The organism is Paramicrobacterium fandaimingii (assembly GCF_011751745.2).
Classification (GTDB): Bacteria; Actinomycetota; Actinomycetes; order Actinomycetales; family Microbacteriaceae; genus Paramicrobacterium; species Paramicrobacterium fandaimingii.
This window is the reverse complement of record NZ_CP061170.1, coordinates 2,843,814-2,861,575: the sequence shown is the minus strand read 5'-3', so window position 1 is coordinate 2,861,575 and position 17,762 is coordinate 2,843,814. Positions and strand designations below refer to the sequence as shown.

General features: G+C 64.5%; 14 protein-coding genes. 12 read left to right on the top strand and 2 right to left on the bottom strand.

Annotated features, from left to right (window positions below):
* Positions 1–15 precede the first annotated feature (15 nt).
* Entirely contained in the window at positions 16–498 is a 483-nt protein-coding gene (locus tag HCR84_RS13790; RefSeq protein WP_166980108.1) for a CinA family protein, read from the top strand.
* Between the two features lie 92 nt (positions 499–590).
* On the opposite strand, the gene argG is transcribed toward HCR84_RS13790, so the two are convergent.
* Positions 591–2,006 carry an argininosuccinate synthase gene (argG, locus tag HCR84_RS13785; protein WP_166980110.1) on the bottom strand — a complete coding sequence of 472 codons (1,416 nt, stop codon included), beginning with the start codon at positions 2,004–2,006 and terminating at the stop codon, positions 591–593.
* A 110-nt stretch (positions 2,007–2,116) separates the two neighbouring features.
* Here argG and HCR84_RS13780 point away from each other — a divergent pair, with 110 nt between their 5' ends.
* The 3 genes from HCR84_RS13780 to HCR84_RS13770 all read left to right on the top strand — a co-directional run bounded on the left by HCR84_RS13780 (position 2,117) and on the right by HCR84_RS13770 (position 5,804).
* On the top strand, positions 2,117–2,596 hold the full coding sequence (locus HCR84_RS13780; protein ID WP_166980112.1) for a DUF3151 domain-containing protein: 480 nt from the start codon (positions 2,117–2,119) through the stop codon (positions 2,594–2,596).
* 47 nt (positions 2,597–2,643) lie between these two features.
* Positions 2,644–3,930 (top strand): adenylosuccinate synthase, encoded by a 1,287-nt coding sequence (locus HCR84_RS13775; protein ID WP_166980114.1) that lies wholly within the window; start codon positions 2,644–2,646, stop codon positions 3,928–3,930.
* A gap of 68 nt (positions 3,931–3,998) precedes the next feature.
* Positions 3,999–5,804 carry a glycoside hydrolase family 15 protein gene (locus HCR84_RS13770; RefSeq protein WP_166980116.1) on the top strand — a complete coding sequence of 602 codons (1,806 nt, stop codon included), beginning with the start codon at positions 3,999–4,001 and terminating at the stop codon, positions 5,802–5,804.
* A 50-nt stretch (positions 5,805–5,854) separates the two neighbouring features.
* On the opposite strand, the gene HCR84_RS13765 is transcribed toward HCR84_RS13770, so the two are convergent.
* Entirely contained in the window at positions 5,855–6,463 is a 609-nt protein-coding gene (locus HCR84_RS13765; RefSeq protein ID WP_166980118.1) for a maleylpyruvate isomerase N-terminal domain-containing protein, read from the bottom strand.
* A 38-nt stretch (positions 6,464–6,501) separates the two neighbouring features.
* On the opposite strand from HCR84_RS13765, the gene HCR84_RS13760 reads away from it, so the two are divergent.
* From HCR84_RS13760 to HCR84_RS13725, 8 genes are all read left to right on the top strand, one after another.
* The gene (locus HCR84_RS13760) at positions 6,502–7,590 is read left to right on the top strand and encodes a lactonase family protein (RefSeq protein WP_166980120.1); all 1,089 of its coding nucleotides are present in this window, start codon (positions 6,502–6,504) and stop codon (positions 7,588–7,590) included.
* On the top strand, positions 7,587–8,225 hold the full coding sequence (locus HCR84_RS13755) for a GNAT family N-acetyltransferase (protein WP_166980122.1): 639 nt from the start codon (positions 7,587–7,589) through the stop codon (positions 8,223–8,225). The genes HCR84_RS13760 and HCR84_RS13755 overlap by 4 nt, the downstream gene beginning before the upstream one ends.
* 103 nt (positions 8,226–8,328) lie before the next feature.
* Positions 8,329–9,177, top strand: a complete 849-nt coding sequence (locus tag HCR84_RS13750) for an ABC transporter ATP-binding protein (RefSeq protein ID WP_166981867.1) — start codon at positions 8,329–8,331, stop codon at positions 9,175–9,177.
* Positions 9,174–10,568: an FtsX-like permease family protein gene (locus tag HCR84_RS13745; RefSeq protein ID WP_244972497.1), complete on the top strand. Its 1,395-nt coding sequence runs from the start codon at positions 9,174–9,176 to the stop codon at positions 10,566–10,568. Before HCR84_RS13750 ends, HCR84_RS13745 begins: the two co-directional genes overlap by 4 nt.
* A gap of 16 nt (positions 10,569–10,584) precedes the next feature.
* Positions 10,585–10,881, top strand: a complete 297-nt coding sequence (locus HCR84_RS13740; protein WP_166980124.1) for a chorismate mutase — start codon at positions 10,585–10,587, stop codon at positions 10,879–10,881.
* Positions 10,882–10,884: 3 nt separating this feature from the next.
* Positions 10,885–11,790 (top strand): SDR family NAD(P)-dependent oxidoreductase, encoded by a 906-nt coding sequence (locus HCR84_RS13735; protein WP_166980126.1) that lies wholly within the window; start codon positions 10,885–10,887, stop codon positions 11,788–11,790.
* Positions 11,791–11,897: 107 nt separating this feature from the next.
* On the top strand, positions 11,898–13,229 hold the full coding sequence (locus tag HCR84_RS13730; RefSeq protein ID WP_166980128.1) for an RDD family protein: 1,332 nt from the start codon (positions 11,898–11,900) through the stop codon (positions 13,227–13,229).
* Positions 13,226–17,716, top strand: a complete 4,491-nt coding sequence (locus tag HCR84_RS13725) for a type VII secretion EssC family protein (protein ID WP_195706648.1) — start codon at positions 13,226–13,228, stop codon at positions 17,714–17,716. Before HCR84_RS13730 ends, HCR84_RS13725 begins: the two co-directional genes overlap by 4 nt.
* Positions 17,717–17,762 lie beyond the last annotated feature (46 nt).

The following is a 17,762-nucleotide window of genomic DNA, read 5'->3' as shown; positions in this document are numbered from 1 at the left end:
GCCGGGGCTGTCACAATGCCGCGAGTTGAGCATTCGGCAATCGCGGAGCGCATCTCGCGATTGGCGCAGCGCGCTGGAGCCTCGATCGCGGTCGCAGAGTCACTCACGAGCGGAGGAATCGCGGCGGCGCTTGGAAAAGCACCGAGGGCGTCCGATTGGTTCATGGGAGGCGTTGTCGCGTACGCGCGATCGGCAAAGCACGAATTGCTCAACGTCTCTGATGGACCGGTCGTGCGCGCCTCGGCGGCTGAGGAGATGGCAGAGGGTGTGCGCACGCTCATGCATGCTGATGTCTCCGCTGCCGTCACGGGCGCGGGCGGCCCGGAACCGCAGGACGGCCAGCCAGATGGCACGGTCTTTCTGGCGATCGCGACGAGTGCAGGCACTCGCGTGACGAAGCTTGTTCTGAAGGGTGATCCGGGTGCGGTTGTGCACGGGACCGTCACGGAGGCACTTCTCGCACTCGAGAGGGCTCTCGAAGACGACGCCAGAGTGTGACGCACCAACAAAAAAGTGAGATGCCAGAAAACGTCGCTGACGCATGCGCGAAAGGCGACGTTTTCTGGCATCTCACTTTCGTGAGCTGACGGTTAGTCGACGCCGAACTCCATGGCAGCGGAGTCGAGTGCGCTCTCGGCATCCGTCGACTTCGCCCCGGCGGAGATCGCCGCGGCTTCGCCCTCTTCGAGGTCGCCCATGAACTTGGCTGTCTCTCCCGAGACGATGCCCTGTGCGGTGTACTGCTCGAGGCGTGAGCGCGAGTCGGCGATGTCGAGGTTGCGCATGGTGAGCTGGCCGATGCGGTCTGTCGGGTCGAACGCGGCATTCTCGACGCGCTCCATCGACAGCTTGTCCGGGTGGTAGCTCAGACGCGGCCCCTGAGTGTCGACGATCGTGTAGTCGTCGCCGCGGCGCAGGCGCAGTGTGACCGAACCGGTGACGGCGGAGCCGACCCAGCGCACGATCGACTCGCGGAGCATGAACGACTGCGGGTCGAGCCAGCGGCCCTCGTACATGAGGCGGCCCAGACGGCGACCCTCCTGGTGATAGTTGGCGATCGTGTCCTCGTTGTGGATCGCGTTGAGCAGCCGCTCGTAGGCGATGTGCAGCAACGCCATGCCCGGAGCCTCGTAGATGCCGCGGCTCTTCGCCTCGATGATGCGGTTCTCGATCTGGTCTGAGACGCCGAGCCCGTGGCGGCCGCCGATGGTGTTTGCCTCGTGCACGAGCGCGACGGCGTCGTCGAACTCGACGCCGTTTATCGCGACGGGGCGGCCCTCTTCGAAGGTGACGGTGACCTCTTCGGTCTTCACCTCGACGTCGTCGCGCCACGCGGCGACGCCCATGATCGGCTCGACGATGTCAACGCCGGCGTTCAGGTGCTCGAGTGTCTTCGCCTCGTGCGTTGCGCCCCAGATGTTTGCATCTGTCGAGTACGCCTTCTCCGCAGAGTCGCGGTAGGGGAAGCCGTGCTCGACGAGCCACTCGCTCATCTCTTGGCGACCACCGAGCTCTTTGACGAACTGTGCATCGAGCCACGGCTTGTAGATGCGGAGGCGCGGGTTGGCGAGCAGGCCATAGCGGTAGAACCGCTCGATGTCGTTTCCCTTGTAGGTGGAGCCATCGCCCCAGATGTCGACGCCGTCGTCCTTCATGGCGCGCACCAGCATGGTTCCGGTCACGGCGCGGCCGAGCGGCGTCGTGTTGAAGTACGTCTTTCCGCCGCTGCGAATGTGGAAGGCGCCGCACTGCAGCGCGACGAGCCCTTCTTCGACAAGCGCCGATTTGGCGTCGACGAGGCGCGAGATCTCCGAACCGTACTCCGTGGCACGTGCGGGAACCGTGTCAATGTCGGGCTCGTCGTACTGCCCGATGTCTGCCGTGTACGTGCAGGGGATCGCGCCGTTGTGGCGCATCCAGGCGACGGCGCAGGAGGTGTCGAGGCCGCCCGAGAAGGCGATGCCGACGCGTTCGCCGACGGGAAGACTTGTGAGGACTTTGGACATGCCCTCAATCTTAAGGTCGGGACGCGAAAACGGCGAAACGGGCTCCGCGGCATATCGACGTGTCACCTCGGCTTGGGTCCTGTGGGGCGCTCGGTTGATACGATTGGTTCGTGACCGATAACAATCTGCTTGGGGTTCCAGAGACGCGCCTTCCTGCAGAGCCAGATGTTGAGACGGCTCTCGAGGGCGCGGAGACCGTCGATGCCATCTCGCAGGTCGTGCGGGAGCATCCGGCGTCTGCCCTTGCCTGGGCCGTCTATGCCGAGCACGTTCTTCACCCGGCGCACCCGCTCGAAGGGTATGCGGCCGCGCGCGTGGCCTACCATCGCGGCCTCGATTCGCTGCGCAAAGCGGGCTGGCGCGGGCAGGGGCCCATTCCGTGGTCGCACGAGCCAAACCGCGGCGTTCTGCGGGCGTTGTATGTTCTGCGCCGAGCCGCCGCGATGATCGACGAGACAGGCGAGGTTGACCGTCTCGATGAGTTTCTGCGCGGCGCAGACGACACGGCAGCAGCGCGCATCGAACTTCTGGGAACGAAGCGGGAACCCGCGCCGTCGACAGAGACGTTCGTCATTCGCGGCGAAGACTGAGCTGCGCTCAGCATTCGCACGCACACCGATAAAGAGAGGCATCCACTATGCCAGGAATCGTGATCGTCGGCGCCCAGTGGGGCGATGAGGGCAAGGGCAAGGCAACTGACCTGCTCGGAAGCCGCATCGACTACGTCGTGAAGTTCAACGGCGGAAACAACGCGGGCCACACGGTCGTCATCGGCGACGAGAAGTATGCCCTCCACCTGCTGCCCAGCGGCATTCTGACCGAAGGCGTCACGCCGGTGATCGGAAACGGCGTCGTCGTCGACCTCGAAGTGCTCTTTCAAGAACTCGACGCACTCACTGCACGCGGCGTCGACGTGTCGAAGCTGCGCGTCAGCGCCAACGCCCACGTGATCACGCACTACCACCGCACGCTCGACAAGGTGACGGAGCGCTTTCTCGGAAAGCGTCAGATCGGCACGACGGGGCGTGGCATCGGGCCGGCGTATGCCGACAAGATCAACCGCGTCGGCATCCGCATTCAAGATCTGTACGACGAGAACATTCTTCGGCAGAAAGTCGAGGGAGCACTCGACGTCAAGAACCACACGCTCGTGAAGATCTACAACCGTCGCGCCATCGAGGTCGACGAGATCGTCGACGAGCTGCTCATGTACGCGGAGCGGCTGCGACCCATGGTCGCCGATACGGCGCTTGAGCTGCACGAGGCACTGAACGACGAGAAGATCGTGCTCTTCGAGGGTGGTCAGGCGACGATGCTCGACGTCGATCACGGCACGTACCCGTTCGTCACGTCGTCGAACGCGACGTCCGGGGGAGCGGCGACGGGTTCGGGCGTCGCGCCCAACCGCATCGACCGCGTCATTGCGATCATCAAGGCGTATACGACGCGCGTCGGCGCTGGCCCGTTCCCGACCGAGCTGTTCGATGAGAGCGGCGACTATCTGCGCGAGACCGGGTTCGAGTTCGGAACGACGACGGGCCGTGAGCGCCGCGTCGGCTGGTACGACGCACCGATCGCGCGTTATGCCTCTCGGATCAACGGCGTCACCGACTTCGTGCTCACCAAGCTCGACGTGCTCGACGGCCTCGACACCATTCCCGTGTGCGTTGCCTACGACGTCGACGGCGTGCGCTTCGACGAGATGCCCGTGAACCAGTCGGACTTTCACCACGCGACTCCCATCTACGAAGAGTTTCCGGGTTGGAAGCAAGACATCACCGGATGCCGCAGCTTCGATGATCTGCCGAAGAACGCGCAGGACTACGTGCTCGCGCTCGAGAAGATGTCGGGTTCGCGCATCTCGGCAATCGGCGTCGGCCCCGGCCGTGACGCCATTGTCGTGCGGCACGACCTTGTGGACTGAGCGGCACCGCAGCGTCTTCGACCGGGGCATCCCTCGATAATTTCTGTTCCCTGCGCGAGACTGGGCACATGCCGCAGAACATCGAAGACTATGCCCTGATCAGCGATTGCCAGACGGCGGCCCTCGTCGCGCGCGACGGCAGCATCGACTGGCTCTGCCTACCCCGTTACGATTCTCCGTCTGTTTTCGGGGCGCTCCTCGGTGACGAAAGCCATGGTCGGTGGAAGCTGGCCCCGACGGACGAGTCAGCTGTGGCGTCGAGACGCTACCAGAACCACAGCTTCGTGCTCACCACCCGGTGGGCAACGCACGACGGCGAAGTCGAGGTGACGGAGTTCATGCCCCTGCGCGACGGTCGAGCTGATCTGGTTCGGCGCGTGCGCGGAGTGCGCGGCACAGTTGAGATGACCGCTGACGTGCGTTTTCGGTTCGGCTACGCAACGGCAGTCCCGTGGGTGCGGCAGCTGTCGGAGGGCACGCACCACGGAATCAAGGCAGTGGCCGGACCCGACGCCATCGTCATGCGCGGCATGTCGCTCACTGCGGCCCCCGACCACACTCACACAGGGACGTTCAGAGTTTCGGAGGGCGAGACCATCGACCTCACCATGACCTGGTACCCCTCGCATAAGCGGGCACCGGAGGCTCCGGATGTCGACCGGGGTCTGCAGAGAACAACGCAGTGGTGGACAGACTGGGCGTCACGCGTCACACACGAGGGCGCGTACTACAACGAGGTGATCCGCTCGCTTCTCGTGCTGCGGGCGCTGACGCACGAGGAGACCGGAGGCATCGTTGCGGCGGCGACGACATCGCTGCCTGAGCAGTTCGGCGGCGAGCGCAACTGGGATTACCGCTATGTGTGGCTGCGCGACGCGGCGCTCACTCTTGAGGCGCTGCTGCTGCACAGCTACACAGACGAAGCCGCGGGCTGGCGGGCCTGGCTGCTGCGTGCGATTGCGGGTGACCCGGCCGACGTGCAGATCATGTACGGCATTGCCGGCGAGCGTGACTTGGCGGAGAAAGACATCTCGTCGCTTCCCGGGTATCGGGGGGCAAGCCCCGTACGTGTCGGCAACGGCGCCGTCGACCAGTTTCAGTCGGATGTCGTCGGAGAGGTCATGGTCGCGCTCGACAAGGCGCGCAAGGCGGGCCTCGATGAGACCGACTTCTCATGGCCACTGCAACGTGCTCTCGTGCAGTTCGTCGAGCAGACGTGGGACAAGCCTGACCAGGGAATTTGGGAGATTCGTGGCCCCGCGCAGTATTTCACGCAGGGACGCGTCATGGTGTGGGCTGCGCTCGATCGCGCAATCAGCGCCGTGAGGGACGACGGCCTCGACGGACCGGCCGACGAGTGGGAGGCGCTTCGCGACCGCATCCGCGATGAGATCGAAGAGAAGGGGTTTGATACCGAACTCGGCTCGTACACGCAGCACTACGGTTCGGGCACCGTCGACGCGTCGCTTCTGCAGCTGCCGCAGGTTGGCTACTGCGCCTACGATGACCCGAGGATGCTGTCGACGGTTGCCGTCATCGAGCGGGAGCTCATGGCAGACGGATTGCTTCTGCGCTACCGCACAGAGCACGACGTCGACGGGCTACCCCCTGGAGAGAACCCGTTTCTCGCTTGCTCATTCTGGCTCGTCGAGCAGTACGCCTTCAGTGGTCGTCTCGACGACGCCCGCGAGCTCATGGACCGGCTCGTCGGCTACGCCAACGACGTCGGGATGCTGAGCGAGGAGGTCGATCCGACCACGGGGCACCATGTCGGGAACACCCCCCAGGCACTCTCGCACCTCACGCTGCTGCGTGCAGCCGACGCGATCTCGCGGGTCGAGCGGGGCGAGCCGGAGCCGCTCACGCCACACTGACGTCAGGCCACACTGGCGTTAGAAAACACTGGCGTTAGACAACACTGGCGTCAGACGACGCTGAAGCCAGGCGGAAGCGTCTCGCGGCCCGTGAGCGCCATGAGCACGCTCTCGCCGTCGCCTTTGCGCGCGGCGATACCCGCGGCGAGGGAGGCCGCCGACTCGATGAGTTCGGGCGCGAAGTGCGCAGTCTGACCCGTGGCGCGGGCGAGATCCATCGTGTGCACCACGAGTTCGAAGACGCGCGTCTTGAGGTACTCGTCGAGGGGAATTCCCATGCCGCCGAGCGAGACGAGTCTGTCACTCGGCTGTTCGGCGAGAAGCGCGAGAGCACGCTCGACGAGTGCGGTGATGGCCCCGACGGGGTCGTCTCCAAGCGCAATGCCCGCATCGACGCCGCGCTTCGCGATCGCCTCCGGGTTTGTGTACGCGAGGTAGATCTGGCCGTAGTAGTCGCCCGCCGTCGGCATATCAATCTGAGCAGCCGGGTCGAGATCGAGGTAGTCGATCACCGTGATGACCGCCCGCGCCGTGTGCCCGGCAAGTGAGCGCACATTCCAGACGCCGAGGCCCGGAGCATCCCACTGGTCGCCCGCCACGTTCGCCACCACGTCGATGAACGTGCGGCAGGCCATCGCATATCGTTCTGTTCGCGCCATGCTTAATGGTGGCACGTTCTGCTGGCAGACTGAAGAGCATGGCGCACACGCATCCCACCTTCTGGCTCGGAACCTACACGGCAGATGGCGACGGCACGGGAGCGGGGATCGTCGCCCTGACGCGAGAGGATGCCGGAACGCTGCGCCCCTCGTTCGCGCACGCGGCACAGTCGCCGTCGTGGCTCGCGGTGCACCCGCAGCATCCGGTCGTGTATGCGAGCGAAGAATTCACGGGCAGGGTACTCGCGCTGCGTGCTGGCGGCGACGCTCTCGACGCGGTTGGTGACACGGCTGTCGATGCCGGAGTCTGCCACCTGTCTGTCGCTCCAGACGGCCGTGCTCTCGTCGCCGCCAACTACGGCACGGGATCGGTCAGCTGGATTCCGCTGCGTGCCGATGGGCGATTCGTCGGCGCGGCTCACGTCATCGAGCCCGCGCCGCGTGACCCATACGGCTTCGACATCGACGGCGATACGGGGCTTGCCTCGTTGTCGGCACCGGATGCCGCGGCTCGCGATCCGCACGCGCACCACTCGCTCTGGCTGCCGAACGGCCTCGTCGTCACAACGGACCTCGGTTTCGACCTGGTGGGCGTGTGGCGGCCGACCGCGTCGGGCCTCGTGCACCTGCAGGATGTGTCGCTGCCGCGGGGCGTCGGGCCGCGGCATGCGCTGTGGCACGAGAGCGGCCACCTGCACGTGCTCACCGAATACTCGGGCGAGGTGTTCACGCTTCGCTTCGACGAGTCGGGCGCTCTGCGAGTGCTCGCAGCGGTGCGCGCGAGCGCAGACTCCCTCGAAAACGGCGACACCGGAGCCGAGATCGCGATCGGCGACAGGCGCGATCGGCTCTATGCCGGCATCCGCGGCACAAATCGCCTCTCCACGCTTGAGGTGCGCGGCGACGGAACTGAGCTGCGTGCGATTGGCGACGTGGAATCGGGAGGCAACTGGCCACGCCACCACATCGTCGATGGCACGCTGGTTCACGTGGCGCACCAGTTCTCTGGCGACGTCGCGACGCATCGCCTCGACGAGCGCACAGGCATTCCGCGCACCGTCGTGGGCACAGTTGAGACGGGAAGTGCCACGTGCCTCGCCCGCGCGCACGTTAATATCGATTCATGACAGCCACCCGCCCCGAGCCGACACCGCTCATCGGACGGTTCGTGCGCCTCGACCCCCTCGTCGGCACCGATGCCGCAGATCTCTTCGGCGCAATCGCGCGGCCCGAGGTGTATGAGTTCGGCTACGGAGGCGGCGTGGCCGGAATGCCGTCGGATTCCGCGACGTTCGAACGCGAGCTCGCGAGCCACTACCCGTTTGCAACGGGCATTCCGTTCACCGTGCGCAACGCGTCGGGATCTGCGACCGGCCCAGCCAGCGGTCGCGTCATCGGCACGACGTCGCTCGGCGACATCGACGTGCTCAACCACGGCGCGCACATCGGCTGGACGGCATACCATCCCGCGGCCTGGGGAACCGCGGTCAATCCGGAGTGCAAGCTGCTGCTGCTCACGCTCGCGTTTGACGCCGGGTTCGAAAGGGTGAAGATTCAGACGGATGCCGTCAATGCCCGGTCTCGGGCGGCCATTGCGAAGCTCGGGGCATCGTTTGAGGGAATCCTCCGGCACCATAAGATCCGCGCTGACGGAACCTGGCGCGACACAGCCGTCTACTCGGTGCTTGCGGGCGAATGGCCCGACGTTCGTGCGCGGCTGCAGGAGCGCCTCGAGCACGCAGCGGCTCCGCCGTTCACGTAACGCAGACTGTTCGCCTGACGGCAGCACGATCTGCGACTGGAGGATGACGCAGATCACTCCAGCGCTCGATGTGCTCGCTCCCGCGGATGACGAGCATGGAATCATGACCGACAACAACGACTCCGCATACGGTGCTCAAACCACGACGAATCCGCCAGTGACAGTGCCACCACTGCTCGCGGCCGAGAACCTGCACAAGAGCTACGGCCCGGCTCGCGCCCTCGCGGGTGTCAGCTTCGCCGCATTGCCGGGAGAGTCCGTCGCCATCATGGGGGCATCCGGATCGGGGAAGACGACGCTTCTGCACGTGCTCGCCGGCATCATCGTTCCCGACGCTGGCACTGTCACGTTCCAATCGATCGCCGGTGCCGTTCGCGTGAGCGAGCTGGGCGAGAAAGAGCGATCGCGTCTGCGCCGCGAATCGTTTGGCTTCGTGTTTCAGCAGGGGCTGCTGCTGCCCGAGCTCACCGCCAATGAGAACGTGGCGCTGCCGCTCATGATGGCGGGATACCCGCGCCGCGAGGCCGAGGGGCGCGCGACACATTGGCTTCACCTGATGGGGCTCAGTGGCCTGGAGGCGCGCCGCATCGGAGAGCTGTCTGGCGGGCAGGCGCAGCGCGTGGCCATCGCGCGTGCTCAGGTGACGGGTGCGACGGTGACCTTTGCAGACGAGCCGACGGGTGCTCTCGACTCGACAACCGGAGACGGGGTCATGTCGGCGCTTCTTGATTCGACGGTCGGCCAAGGCAACACGCTCGTCGTCGTGACGCACGATGAGACGGTGGCGGCCCGCTGCTCGCGCACAATCAGAATGCAAGACGGGATGCTGCGGCAGCCCGCGCCCGCCCAGGGTGTGGCGTCACAGGGCGCAGCTCAGCAGCATCCACACACCTCTCTCGGTGCGCAGCACGCGCAGACCCAGTTTCTCGGCGACGGATGGAGCCAGCAATGAGCACCGCCATCGCACGCGCCGCGAATCCGACTCAGCAAGCTGACCGCCACAGCGACCGCATGCCCGTCATGCGCCTCACCTGGATGCTCGCACGCCCCGGTGCCCAGAGCCCAGCGACGATCGTGCTGCCGACCATCGCCTTCGCCGTCTCCACGGCACTTCTGCTGATCGTCGCCGGCGGCGTTCAGATGTTCTGGCGCTGGACGAGCGTTGACGCAGACCTCTACCAGATGCTCAGCGTCCTCGCGCTTGCCCTGCTCCTTGTGCCGCTCGCCTCGCTCGGAGGCTCCGCTGCTCGCCTGTCTGCACGCCGTCGCGATGACCGTCTCGCCGCGCTTCGCCTGCTCGGCGCAACGCCCGGGTCAGTGATGCGCATGACGGTTCTCGAATCGACTGCTGTCGCTGTCATCGGCGCGCTCGCCGGAGTGGCGCTCTATGCAGCATCCATGCCGTTTGTCGGCCTCATTCCGTTCGGCGGCGAGCCGATTGGCGCAGCGTCGCTGTGGGTGGGGGTGCCGATGATTCTCGGCGTCGTCGCTGGCGTTGCCGTGATCGCCGCGATCAGCAGCGTCATCGGTCTGCGCCAGGTTGTGATCTCGCCTCTCGGCGTGCGCACAAAGCAGCAGCCGCAGCGCGTGCACTGGGCACGCGTGCTCATCGGTGCCGTCGTGGTGATTGTCGGGTTCACCGTGCTGCAGAGCCTCGGCGCACTCGGCGACTGGGGAGTCATCATCGTCGTGCTCGCGGCGACATTCGGCGCCGGTGTCGCCGTTCTCGGTCTCATCGGTCCGTGGGCCGTTGCCCTGCTCGCCAAGGCACAGCTGCGCTCGGCGAAGTCGCCTCAGAAGCTGATTGCCGCGCGCAGCATCCTCGAAAACCCCAAGGCGGCGTGGCGGCAGGTATGCGGGGTGGCGATGACAAGCTTTATTGCCGTCGTCGGCGGCACGGGCACAGCAGTCGCCGTGACAGCATCCGCCGATGCCCGGCCTCAGGACATGGTGCTTATCACCGACATTCGCACCGGAATCCTCATCACTCTCATCGCTTCATTCCTCATGGTGGCATGCTCAGCAGGTGTCAACCAGGCGGCAGAGATTCTCGATCGAAGGGAGACCTGGGTGAATCTCGATCGCGTCGGAATGGCTCGCTCCACAATGGAGGCGACGCGTGCACGGCAGGTGTTTGTGCCGCTGACGTTTGTTGCGCTGCTTTCGGCGATTGTCGGTGGGGTTCTCGTGTTTCCGCTGCTCGGGCTCTCGCTGATCTTCGCACCAGCATCGCTTCTCGTGATCGCGGTCTGCTTCGTCGCCGGATTCGCGCTCGTCGCATTGGCAGTGGCCTCGACCAAACCTGTGCTGTCACGCGTGCTCGCACAGCCGGAGCGCGTGTGACGGTTAGGCTTGGGGCATGCCCGACTCCGACGCCACAGCTGAACTGAATCGACTGCGCAAGAGCATCGACAATATCGACGCCGCGCTCGTGCACCTGCTGGCTGAACGCTTTAAGTGCACGCAAGAGGTTGGTTCGCTCAAAGCGACGCACGGACTGCCCCCGTCTGACCCATCCCGAGAAGCACGTCAGATCACTCGGCTGCGCGAGCTTGCCGCAGACTCAGAGCTCGACCCGGAGTTTGCCGAGAAGTGGTTCACGTTCGTGGTGTCGGAGGTCATCCACCACCACGAACGCATCGCCCGCGGGCAGTAGCGCATGGGTTCGCGGGCAGAGCGCCGCACCGTCGTCGTGACCGGCGCAAACGCAGGTCTCGGGTTTTGGACGACGCTGCGCCTTGCCGAATCAGGCGACCGTGTGGTGATGGCCTGTCGAAGCGCAGCGCGAGCGGATGCCGCAGCTGCGGCGATTCGCTGTCGGGTTCCCGGTGCTGAGCTCGAGATCGTGCGACTCGACACGGCCGATCTCTCGTCGGTTGCCGAGGCGGCAGCGCAGCTGAGCACGCTGGAGCGCATCGACGTGCTGATCGAGAACGCCGGAATCGTGCATACGCCGGCGTCGCGGCAGCAGAGCGTCGACGGCTTTGAACTGGTGGCTGCCACAAACTTCTTCGGACACTTTGCGCTCACCGCGGCGCTGCTGCCCCCGCTCGAGCGCACGCCAGGCTCCCGCATCGTGACGCTCGGAAGCCTCACTGCGCTGTGGCCGTGGCCGCGTCTCGACGACCCGCAGCTGCAGCGTTTCTATAACGCGTTTGTCGCCTACGCCCGATCGAAGCTCATGCTGCAGTCGTTCGGCTTCGAGCTCGATCGTCGCCTTGCGGCATCCGGAATTCTCGTGCGGTCGCTCGTCGCCCACCCCGGGTACTCCATCTCGGGCAGAACGCCGCGTGTTCCCTCCGTGAACGAGCCGCGCCTCGGCAAGCGATTTCGCGACAACCTGCAGGCCCCATTTGCCCAGGGAAAGCATCGGGGAGCGATGCCCGTCGTGCTCGCGGCATCCGACCCGTCACCGCCCGCGGGCCTGGCCTACTATGGGCCGAAATGGATGCTGAAGGGCGACGCGGCGCTGAACTCGCCCGCGCGAGAGACGACGAATCGCACTGTCGCGGCGGCGATCTGGGCCGAGGCAGAACGCGCGACGGGCGTGAGCTTTTCCCTCTAGAAGCACGCCCATGGGCAGAACTCCACCATGACTGCGGCGACGTCGTTCGTTAAGCTGTGTGCGGGCGACGTCAGACGGTTTTGAGCGCGTCGCTCGGGGAGGAATGAGTGACGGTTGCGGATGGTCGTCGTGCCCGGCGTGAAGCCGAGCAGCAGGTGCAGGCGATGACGGTGAGGGACCCCGCGGCAGAAAAAGCCGCAGCACGTGCTCATGATCGTGAAGAGTATGCGGAGGCGCTGCTCAGCGCTGACCGACTCGGCATCGTCCCGGCGTCATCTGGGCGACGCTCCCTCGCGTACTTCTCGGACATCGTGTGCTATCTGATCGTTGCATCTCCCGGCCTGACCGCCGCGTGGTTTCTGATCGCCGGCGCCAACTGGGCGAGGCCGGGCATCGAGGTCTTCATCAAGCAACCGAACTTCGTGCTTCTGATCATCATCATGCTGGGCGGAATGCTTCTCGGCTGGATTTTCATCATCGTCGAGGTCGCCCTGCATGGGCTGAAGGGGATGACGGTCGGCAGGGCACTGACCGGTATCCGGTCTGTGAGCGTCGTGAAGATGCGAAAGCCGGGGTTCTGGCGCATCGTGCTGCGTGCTCTCATTCTGCAGGCAGCCAACGTTGTGCTTCCGCTGTTCGGACCCGCACTCATTCTCTGCTCGCCGCTGTGGAGCGCGCGAGGCATCGGCTGGCTCGACAGAGTGTCGAAGAGCCGAGTCATCGACATTCGCCTCGGGATCAACCCGATGGACCTCAAGGCGCTGCGCCGAGCAGAGCGCCGGATTGCCCGCCCCGAGAGAATCGTCGAGACCGATTTGCCGGCATTAGACTCGACGGCAATCGACAGCCACTTTGCGCCGGGGGAGCGCTCCCGACTGAGCGTCGTCGGCGAGAATCCGATTCTTCCGCCCGGTGACAGCCGCGACGAGTGGGCCGTCAGCGTGCCGCCTGCACCTGCGCCTACTCCTGCGGCACCGGCGTCTGCGTCTGATCCTGCACCACCATCTGCAGCTTCTGCGCTCGTCGCCTCTGAAGATACGATCTCTGCCACGGCATCCGCCGACAGTGGTGCAGATGCGCAACTCGCACCCCACACAGAATCGGTCGAATACGTTGTCGAGGGCGGGGGAGTCTCCATCGGGCTCACCGACGCGCCCGTCGTCGTCGGGCGCAATCCCGAGGCACGCGACGGTGAACACGTCAACCTTGTCGCTGTAAACGACCCGTCGCACTCGATGTCGAAGACCCACGCCCTTTTCGGAGGCGAAGCCCGAGGGGTCTGGGTGGAAGACCGAGGGTCGTCAAACGGAACGGTGATCGTTCAGCCTGATGGCAGCGAACGAGCACTTGAGCCGTTCGTGCCGACCTGGCTGACGGGGAGCGTCGTTCGATGCGGAGACTGTGAGTTTCGAATTCTCATGAAGGGAGCGCGTTCATGAAGCTGAAGCTCGTCCTTCGTCGAGAGAACGGTGCGACATCAGACGTCGTCGTGACGGCCGACTCGACGGCGACTGTCGGTGACGTTGCTCGCACATTTCTGCACGATGACCCCAACCTCTCGCTGGCGCCATGGGCCACTGACGACGTGACGCTGGCTGTGACATCTCCCGATGGCAGCCAGCGCGTGACTCTCGATCCCGACAGCCCCATCGGAGAGTCTGCGATGGGCTCCGGTTTCGACGTCTCCGTCGTCGATGCAGCGAGTCGCACAGACGAGACCGCTGCCGCTGTGCTCACGATTCTGAGCGGTCCGGACGCCGGTCGCGAGACGCTTTTGGCTGAAGGCAGCGGAACGATCGGGCGCGACGCAGAGGCCACTGTCACGATCAACGATCCGATGGTGTCGAAGAAGCACGCGCGCATAGAGATCACGGCGGCAGGAACCGAGATTGTCGACCTCAACTCGGCGAATGGCATTCTCGTCGATGGAGGGCTCGTTCCCCGTCTGCGCATGATGGAGGGGCGTCGAGCGACGCTGGGAGACACGGTGATCACCGTGACTCCGCTTAACGATACGGATGCAGGCGAACGCTCGATCATCGAGCGTGGAGGCCTTCTTGGCTTCAACCGGTCTCCTCGGGTGGAAGTGCGCTATGTCGGCGAAGAGATTCCGGCACCGGAAATACCGAAGGATAAGGAACCTCGCCCGTTCCCGTGGATCATGATGATCGCTCCGGTGCTCATGGGCGGCTTCATGTATGCAATGACGCGGAATCCGCTGAGTCTGGGATTCATCGCCATGGCGCCCATGATGATGATCGGGAATTTCTTGATGCAGAGTTCCCGTACATCGAAGAAGCAGCAACGCGAGATCTTCGACTTCGAGCTTCAGCTCGAGGCCATTGAAGATCGGATGGTGAACGAAGAGCCGCAGGAACGCGTGACGCGTTTGCGTGAAAGCCCGTCTGTTGCCGAAATCTTCGACGAGGCGCAGCAGCTTGGCCCGATGCTCTGGACGCGGCGTCCCGAGCACTGGAACTTTCTCGATCTGAGGCTCGGAATCGGGTCGATGCCGCGACGTCTGACGGTGGGCAACCTCGAAAAAGAGGGTGGTCTGGAAGATTATCGGGTGCGTCTCAAAGACCTGCAATCTCGGTTTGAGCAGATTGCACATGTGCCCGTCGTCGAGAACCCACACATCGCTGGCGCGCTGGGCATCTGCGGAGCGACAAGCGCCGTCTGCGACACGGTGCGTGCACTCGGCGTTCAGCTCGCCGGTCTGCATTCGCCATCCGAGGTCACGTTTGCAGCATTGACGAGCACGGGGATCGCGAGCGAGTTTGAATGGCTCAAATGGATGCCGCACACGACGTCGCCACACAATCCGTTGGGTGACTTTCCTCTCGCAGACAATCCGGCTACGGGAACGGCTCTCCTCAACGCACTCGAGGGACTTGTCGCCGAAAGAATCGGAAATTTGCGATCAAGCGATATCGCGCGGGGCCCGCACGCCGATGACGCGTCGGCCGCGCATCGCGGCACAAAAGTTGGCGACGACAGATTCGAGTCTGACTTCGAGCCGGAGACTCCCGTTCTCGTCATGTTCATCGACAACGATGTTGACGTTGACCGCGCGCGCCTCGTGCAGCTGATTGAGCGAGCCGCAGAGGCGAGAATCTATGCGATCTGGATGGCACCGACCATCGAAGCGTTGCCCGCGGCCTGCCGCACAGTCGTTGACGTGGCCTCCGGGCTCGAGCATGCGCAGGTCAGCTATGTTCGTCAGGGCCGCATGGTTGACAACGTGGATGTTGAGGGCGTCTCTCAGCATTACGCGACGGTTCTCGCTCGACGGCTCGCGCCTGTTGTCGATGCCGGAGCGGTGATCGCCGATTCGAGCGACCTACCTCGAAGCGTGTCGCTGTTGACCCTCACGGGCACAGACCTCGCAGACGACCCACAGGCAGCGCTTGAGCGATGGAGCCAGAACGCGTCGATCATCGACCGGAGCGGCGGAGCGCCGGTGAGGCGCAAGCGCGCGGGCACACTGCGTGCGCTGATCGGCCAGGGCTCTCCCGATGCGATGCACCTCGATCTTCGGGTTCAGGGCCCCCACGCCCTGGTCGGCGGAACAACCGGGTCCGGTAAGTCAGAGTTTCTGCAGGCGTGGGTTCTCGGCATGGCGGCGGAATACAGCCCCGATCGAGTGACGTTCCTCTTCGTCGATTACAAGGGCGGTTCCGCGTTCGCAGAGTGCGTCAATTTGCCTCATTGCGTGGGACTGGTCACTGATCTGAGCCCGCACTTGGTGCGCCGCGCCCTCACGAGCCTTCGGGCCGAGCTGCACTACCGCGAGCACGTGCTGAATCGAAAGAAGGCCAAAGACCTTCTGGAGCTCGAGAAGCGAGGCGACCCAGAATGCCCACCCGCTCTCGTGCTGGTCATTGACGAGTTCGCCGCGTTGGCTGGAGAGGTTCCGGAGTTTGTTGACGGCGTCGTCGACATTGCGCAGCGAGGCCGCTCTCTCGGCATCCACCTGATCATGGCGACCCAGCGACCCGCCGGTGTCATCAAAGACAACCTCCGGGCCAATACAAACCTGCGCGTCGCCTTGCGCATGGCAGATGAGAGCGATTCGAAAGACGTCGTCGGCGACAAGATCGCGGGAACGTTCGATCCGACGATTCCCGGGCGAGGAATTGCGAAGACCGGACCGGGACGACTGATCCCATTCCAGTCGGGCTACGCCGGCGGGTGGACGTCGGATGAGCCGGAGAAGAGCGCCGTCGACGTCGCCGAGTTCCACTTCGGAACGCTCACACCGTGGGAACCCGATGTCGAGAGCGACGCCCACGAAGAGGAGGAAGACCTGGGCCCGAACGATCAGGCTCGAATGGTCGCCTCATTCGTCGCGGCAGCGATGGACGCTCAGATACCTGAACCTCGCCGACCCTGGCTCGACGATCTGCCCGAGACCTACGACCTCACTCAGCTGCCACATCGCTCCGACGATGCGATCGTCATGGGAGTCAGCGACAGACCAGAGAAGCAGGCACAGGAGCCGAGCTGCTTCTATCCAGACCGCGATGGACACATGGCGATCTATGGCACGGGAGGAACGGGCAAGACCGCGTTGCTGCGCACGCTGGCCATCAGCGCGGTTCTTGGCGACAAGGGTGGCCCGGTGCACGTGTATGGGATGGACTTCGGAACCGGATCGCTGCGTTCGATCGAGGCGCTTCCGCACGTCGGATCCGTCGTGCCTGGCGACGATTACGAACGTATCTCGCGTCTCCTGAAAACGTTGCGCGGTGAGCTCAACCGGAGGTCAGAGGACTTCTCGAAGGTCAACGCGGGAAGCATCGCCGAATACCGAGAACTCGCCGGTGCCCCCAGCGAGCCACGGATTCTTGTGCTGCTTGACGGTTTCGGCGGCTTCCGATCGGAGTACGAGACCACGCTCGCGCGCGCGCCGCTCTACAACGCCTTCATTCGGCTTCTCGGCGAAGGCCGACCGCTGGGCATGCACGTCGTGCTGACGGCCGACCGCAGCGGGAGCGTCCCAAGCGCTGTCACAGCGGCGATACAGCGGCGCACCATTCTGCGGTTGCCTGACCCGGCCTCGTATCAGCTTTTGGGAGCACCGAAGGATGTGCTCGACGAAAGCTCACCCCCAGGACGTGCTGTCGTCGATGGCTATGAGACCCAATTGGCCGTGATCGGCGGGACGTCGAACGTATCAGAGCAGACGAGAGCGACCGAGTCGCTTGCCGCGGAGCTGGTCGATCGGGGAGTCGGTCGGGCTCCTGAGGTGGGCGCGTTGCCGAAGGAAGCACCGATCGAAGACATGCCAGATGCTGTGAACGATCTCCCCGTCGTCGGGATCTCGGAGGAGACGCTGGCGCCGTGTGGATTCGAGCCGATCGGAACCTTCCTCATCGGTGGGCCCCCACGAAGTGGCAGGACGAACACGCTGCGAGCGCTGTCGCGAACGATCAAGGCGTGGGATCCCGGTGCAAAGCTCTTCCACATTGCCGGGCGTCGTGCGAAGCTCACAGACGACATGGAGTGGACGCGAAGTGCTGTGAAGGCGGACGATGTGGTCGAGCTTGTGAAAGAGTTGACCGAGATCGTCAGCGACGAAGAGATTACGGACAAACTGGTTATCGTTGTCGAAAACGTCACTCAATTCAGCGGGTCGGCCGCAGACAAACCGCTGGCGACACTCGCCCAGAAGGTCAATCGAAGCGATCACGTGCTGATCACCGAGGCTGACATCGCCAATCTGTCCTCGGGAATCGGCCTGATCGGTGAGATGAAGGCGGGCAGGGCAGGAATCGTTCTGAAACCGGATACTCACGATGGGGATGCCGTCTTCAAGACACCGTTCCCGCGTGTTGCCCGCCACGAGTCTCCGGAGGGGCGAGGATTCATGGTGCAAAACGGCCAGGTACTGCGGGTGCAGGTGCCGCTCGTCGTGCCGTGAAGGACGGATTTCGGGGAGTAGTCCCCATCGTCAAAGTGGGTAGTTT

Coding starts and splice junctions, on each gene's coding strand:
- HCR84_RS13750 (WP_166981867.1), top strand. CDS start 8,329: ATGACCGACAACAACGACTCCGCATACGGTGCTCAAACCACGACGAAT.
- HCR84_RS13745 (WP_244972497.1), top strand. CDS start 9,174: ATGAGCACCGCCATCGCACGCGCCGCGAATCCGACTCAGCAAGCTGAC.
- HCR84_RS13725 (WP_195706648.1), top strand. CDS start 13,226: ATGAAGCTGAAGCTCGTCCTTCGTCGAGAGAACGGTGCGACATCAGAC.
- HCR84_RS13760 (WP_166980120.1), top strand. CDS start 6,502: ATGGCGCACACGCATCCCACCTTCTGGCTCGGAACCTACACGGCAGAT.
- HCR84_RS13735 (WP_166980126.1), top strand. CDS start 10,885: ATGGGTTCGCGGGCAGAGCGCCGCACCGTCGTCGTGACCGGCGCAAAC.
- HCR84_RS13775 (WP_166980114.1), top strand. CDS start 2,644: ATGCCAGGAATCGTGATCGTCGGCGCCCAGTGGGGCGATGAGGGCAAG.
- HCR84_RS13755 (WP_166980122.1), top strand. CDS start 7,587: ATGACAGCCACCCGCCCCGAGCCGACACCGCTCATCGGACGGTTCGTG.
- HCR84_RS13790 (WP_166980108.1), top strand. CDS start 16: ATGCCGCGAGTTGAGCATTCGGCAATCGCGGAGCGCATCTCGCGATTG.
- HCR84_RS13740 (WP_166980124.1), top strand. CDS start 10,585: ATGCCCGACTCCGACGCCACAGCTGAACTGAATCGACTGCGCAAGAGC.
- argG (WP_166980110.1), bottom strand. CDS start 2,006: ATGTCCAAAGTCCTCACAAGTCTTCCCGTCGGCGAACGCGTCGGCATC.
- HCR84_RS13770 (WP_166980116.1), top strand. CDS start 3,999: ATGCCGCAGAACATCGAAGACTATGCCCTGATCAGCGATTGCCAGACG.
- HCR84_RS13765 (WP_166980118.1), bottom strand. CDS start 6,463: ATGGCGCGAACAGAACGATATGCGATGGCCTGCCGCACGTTCATCGAC.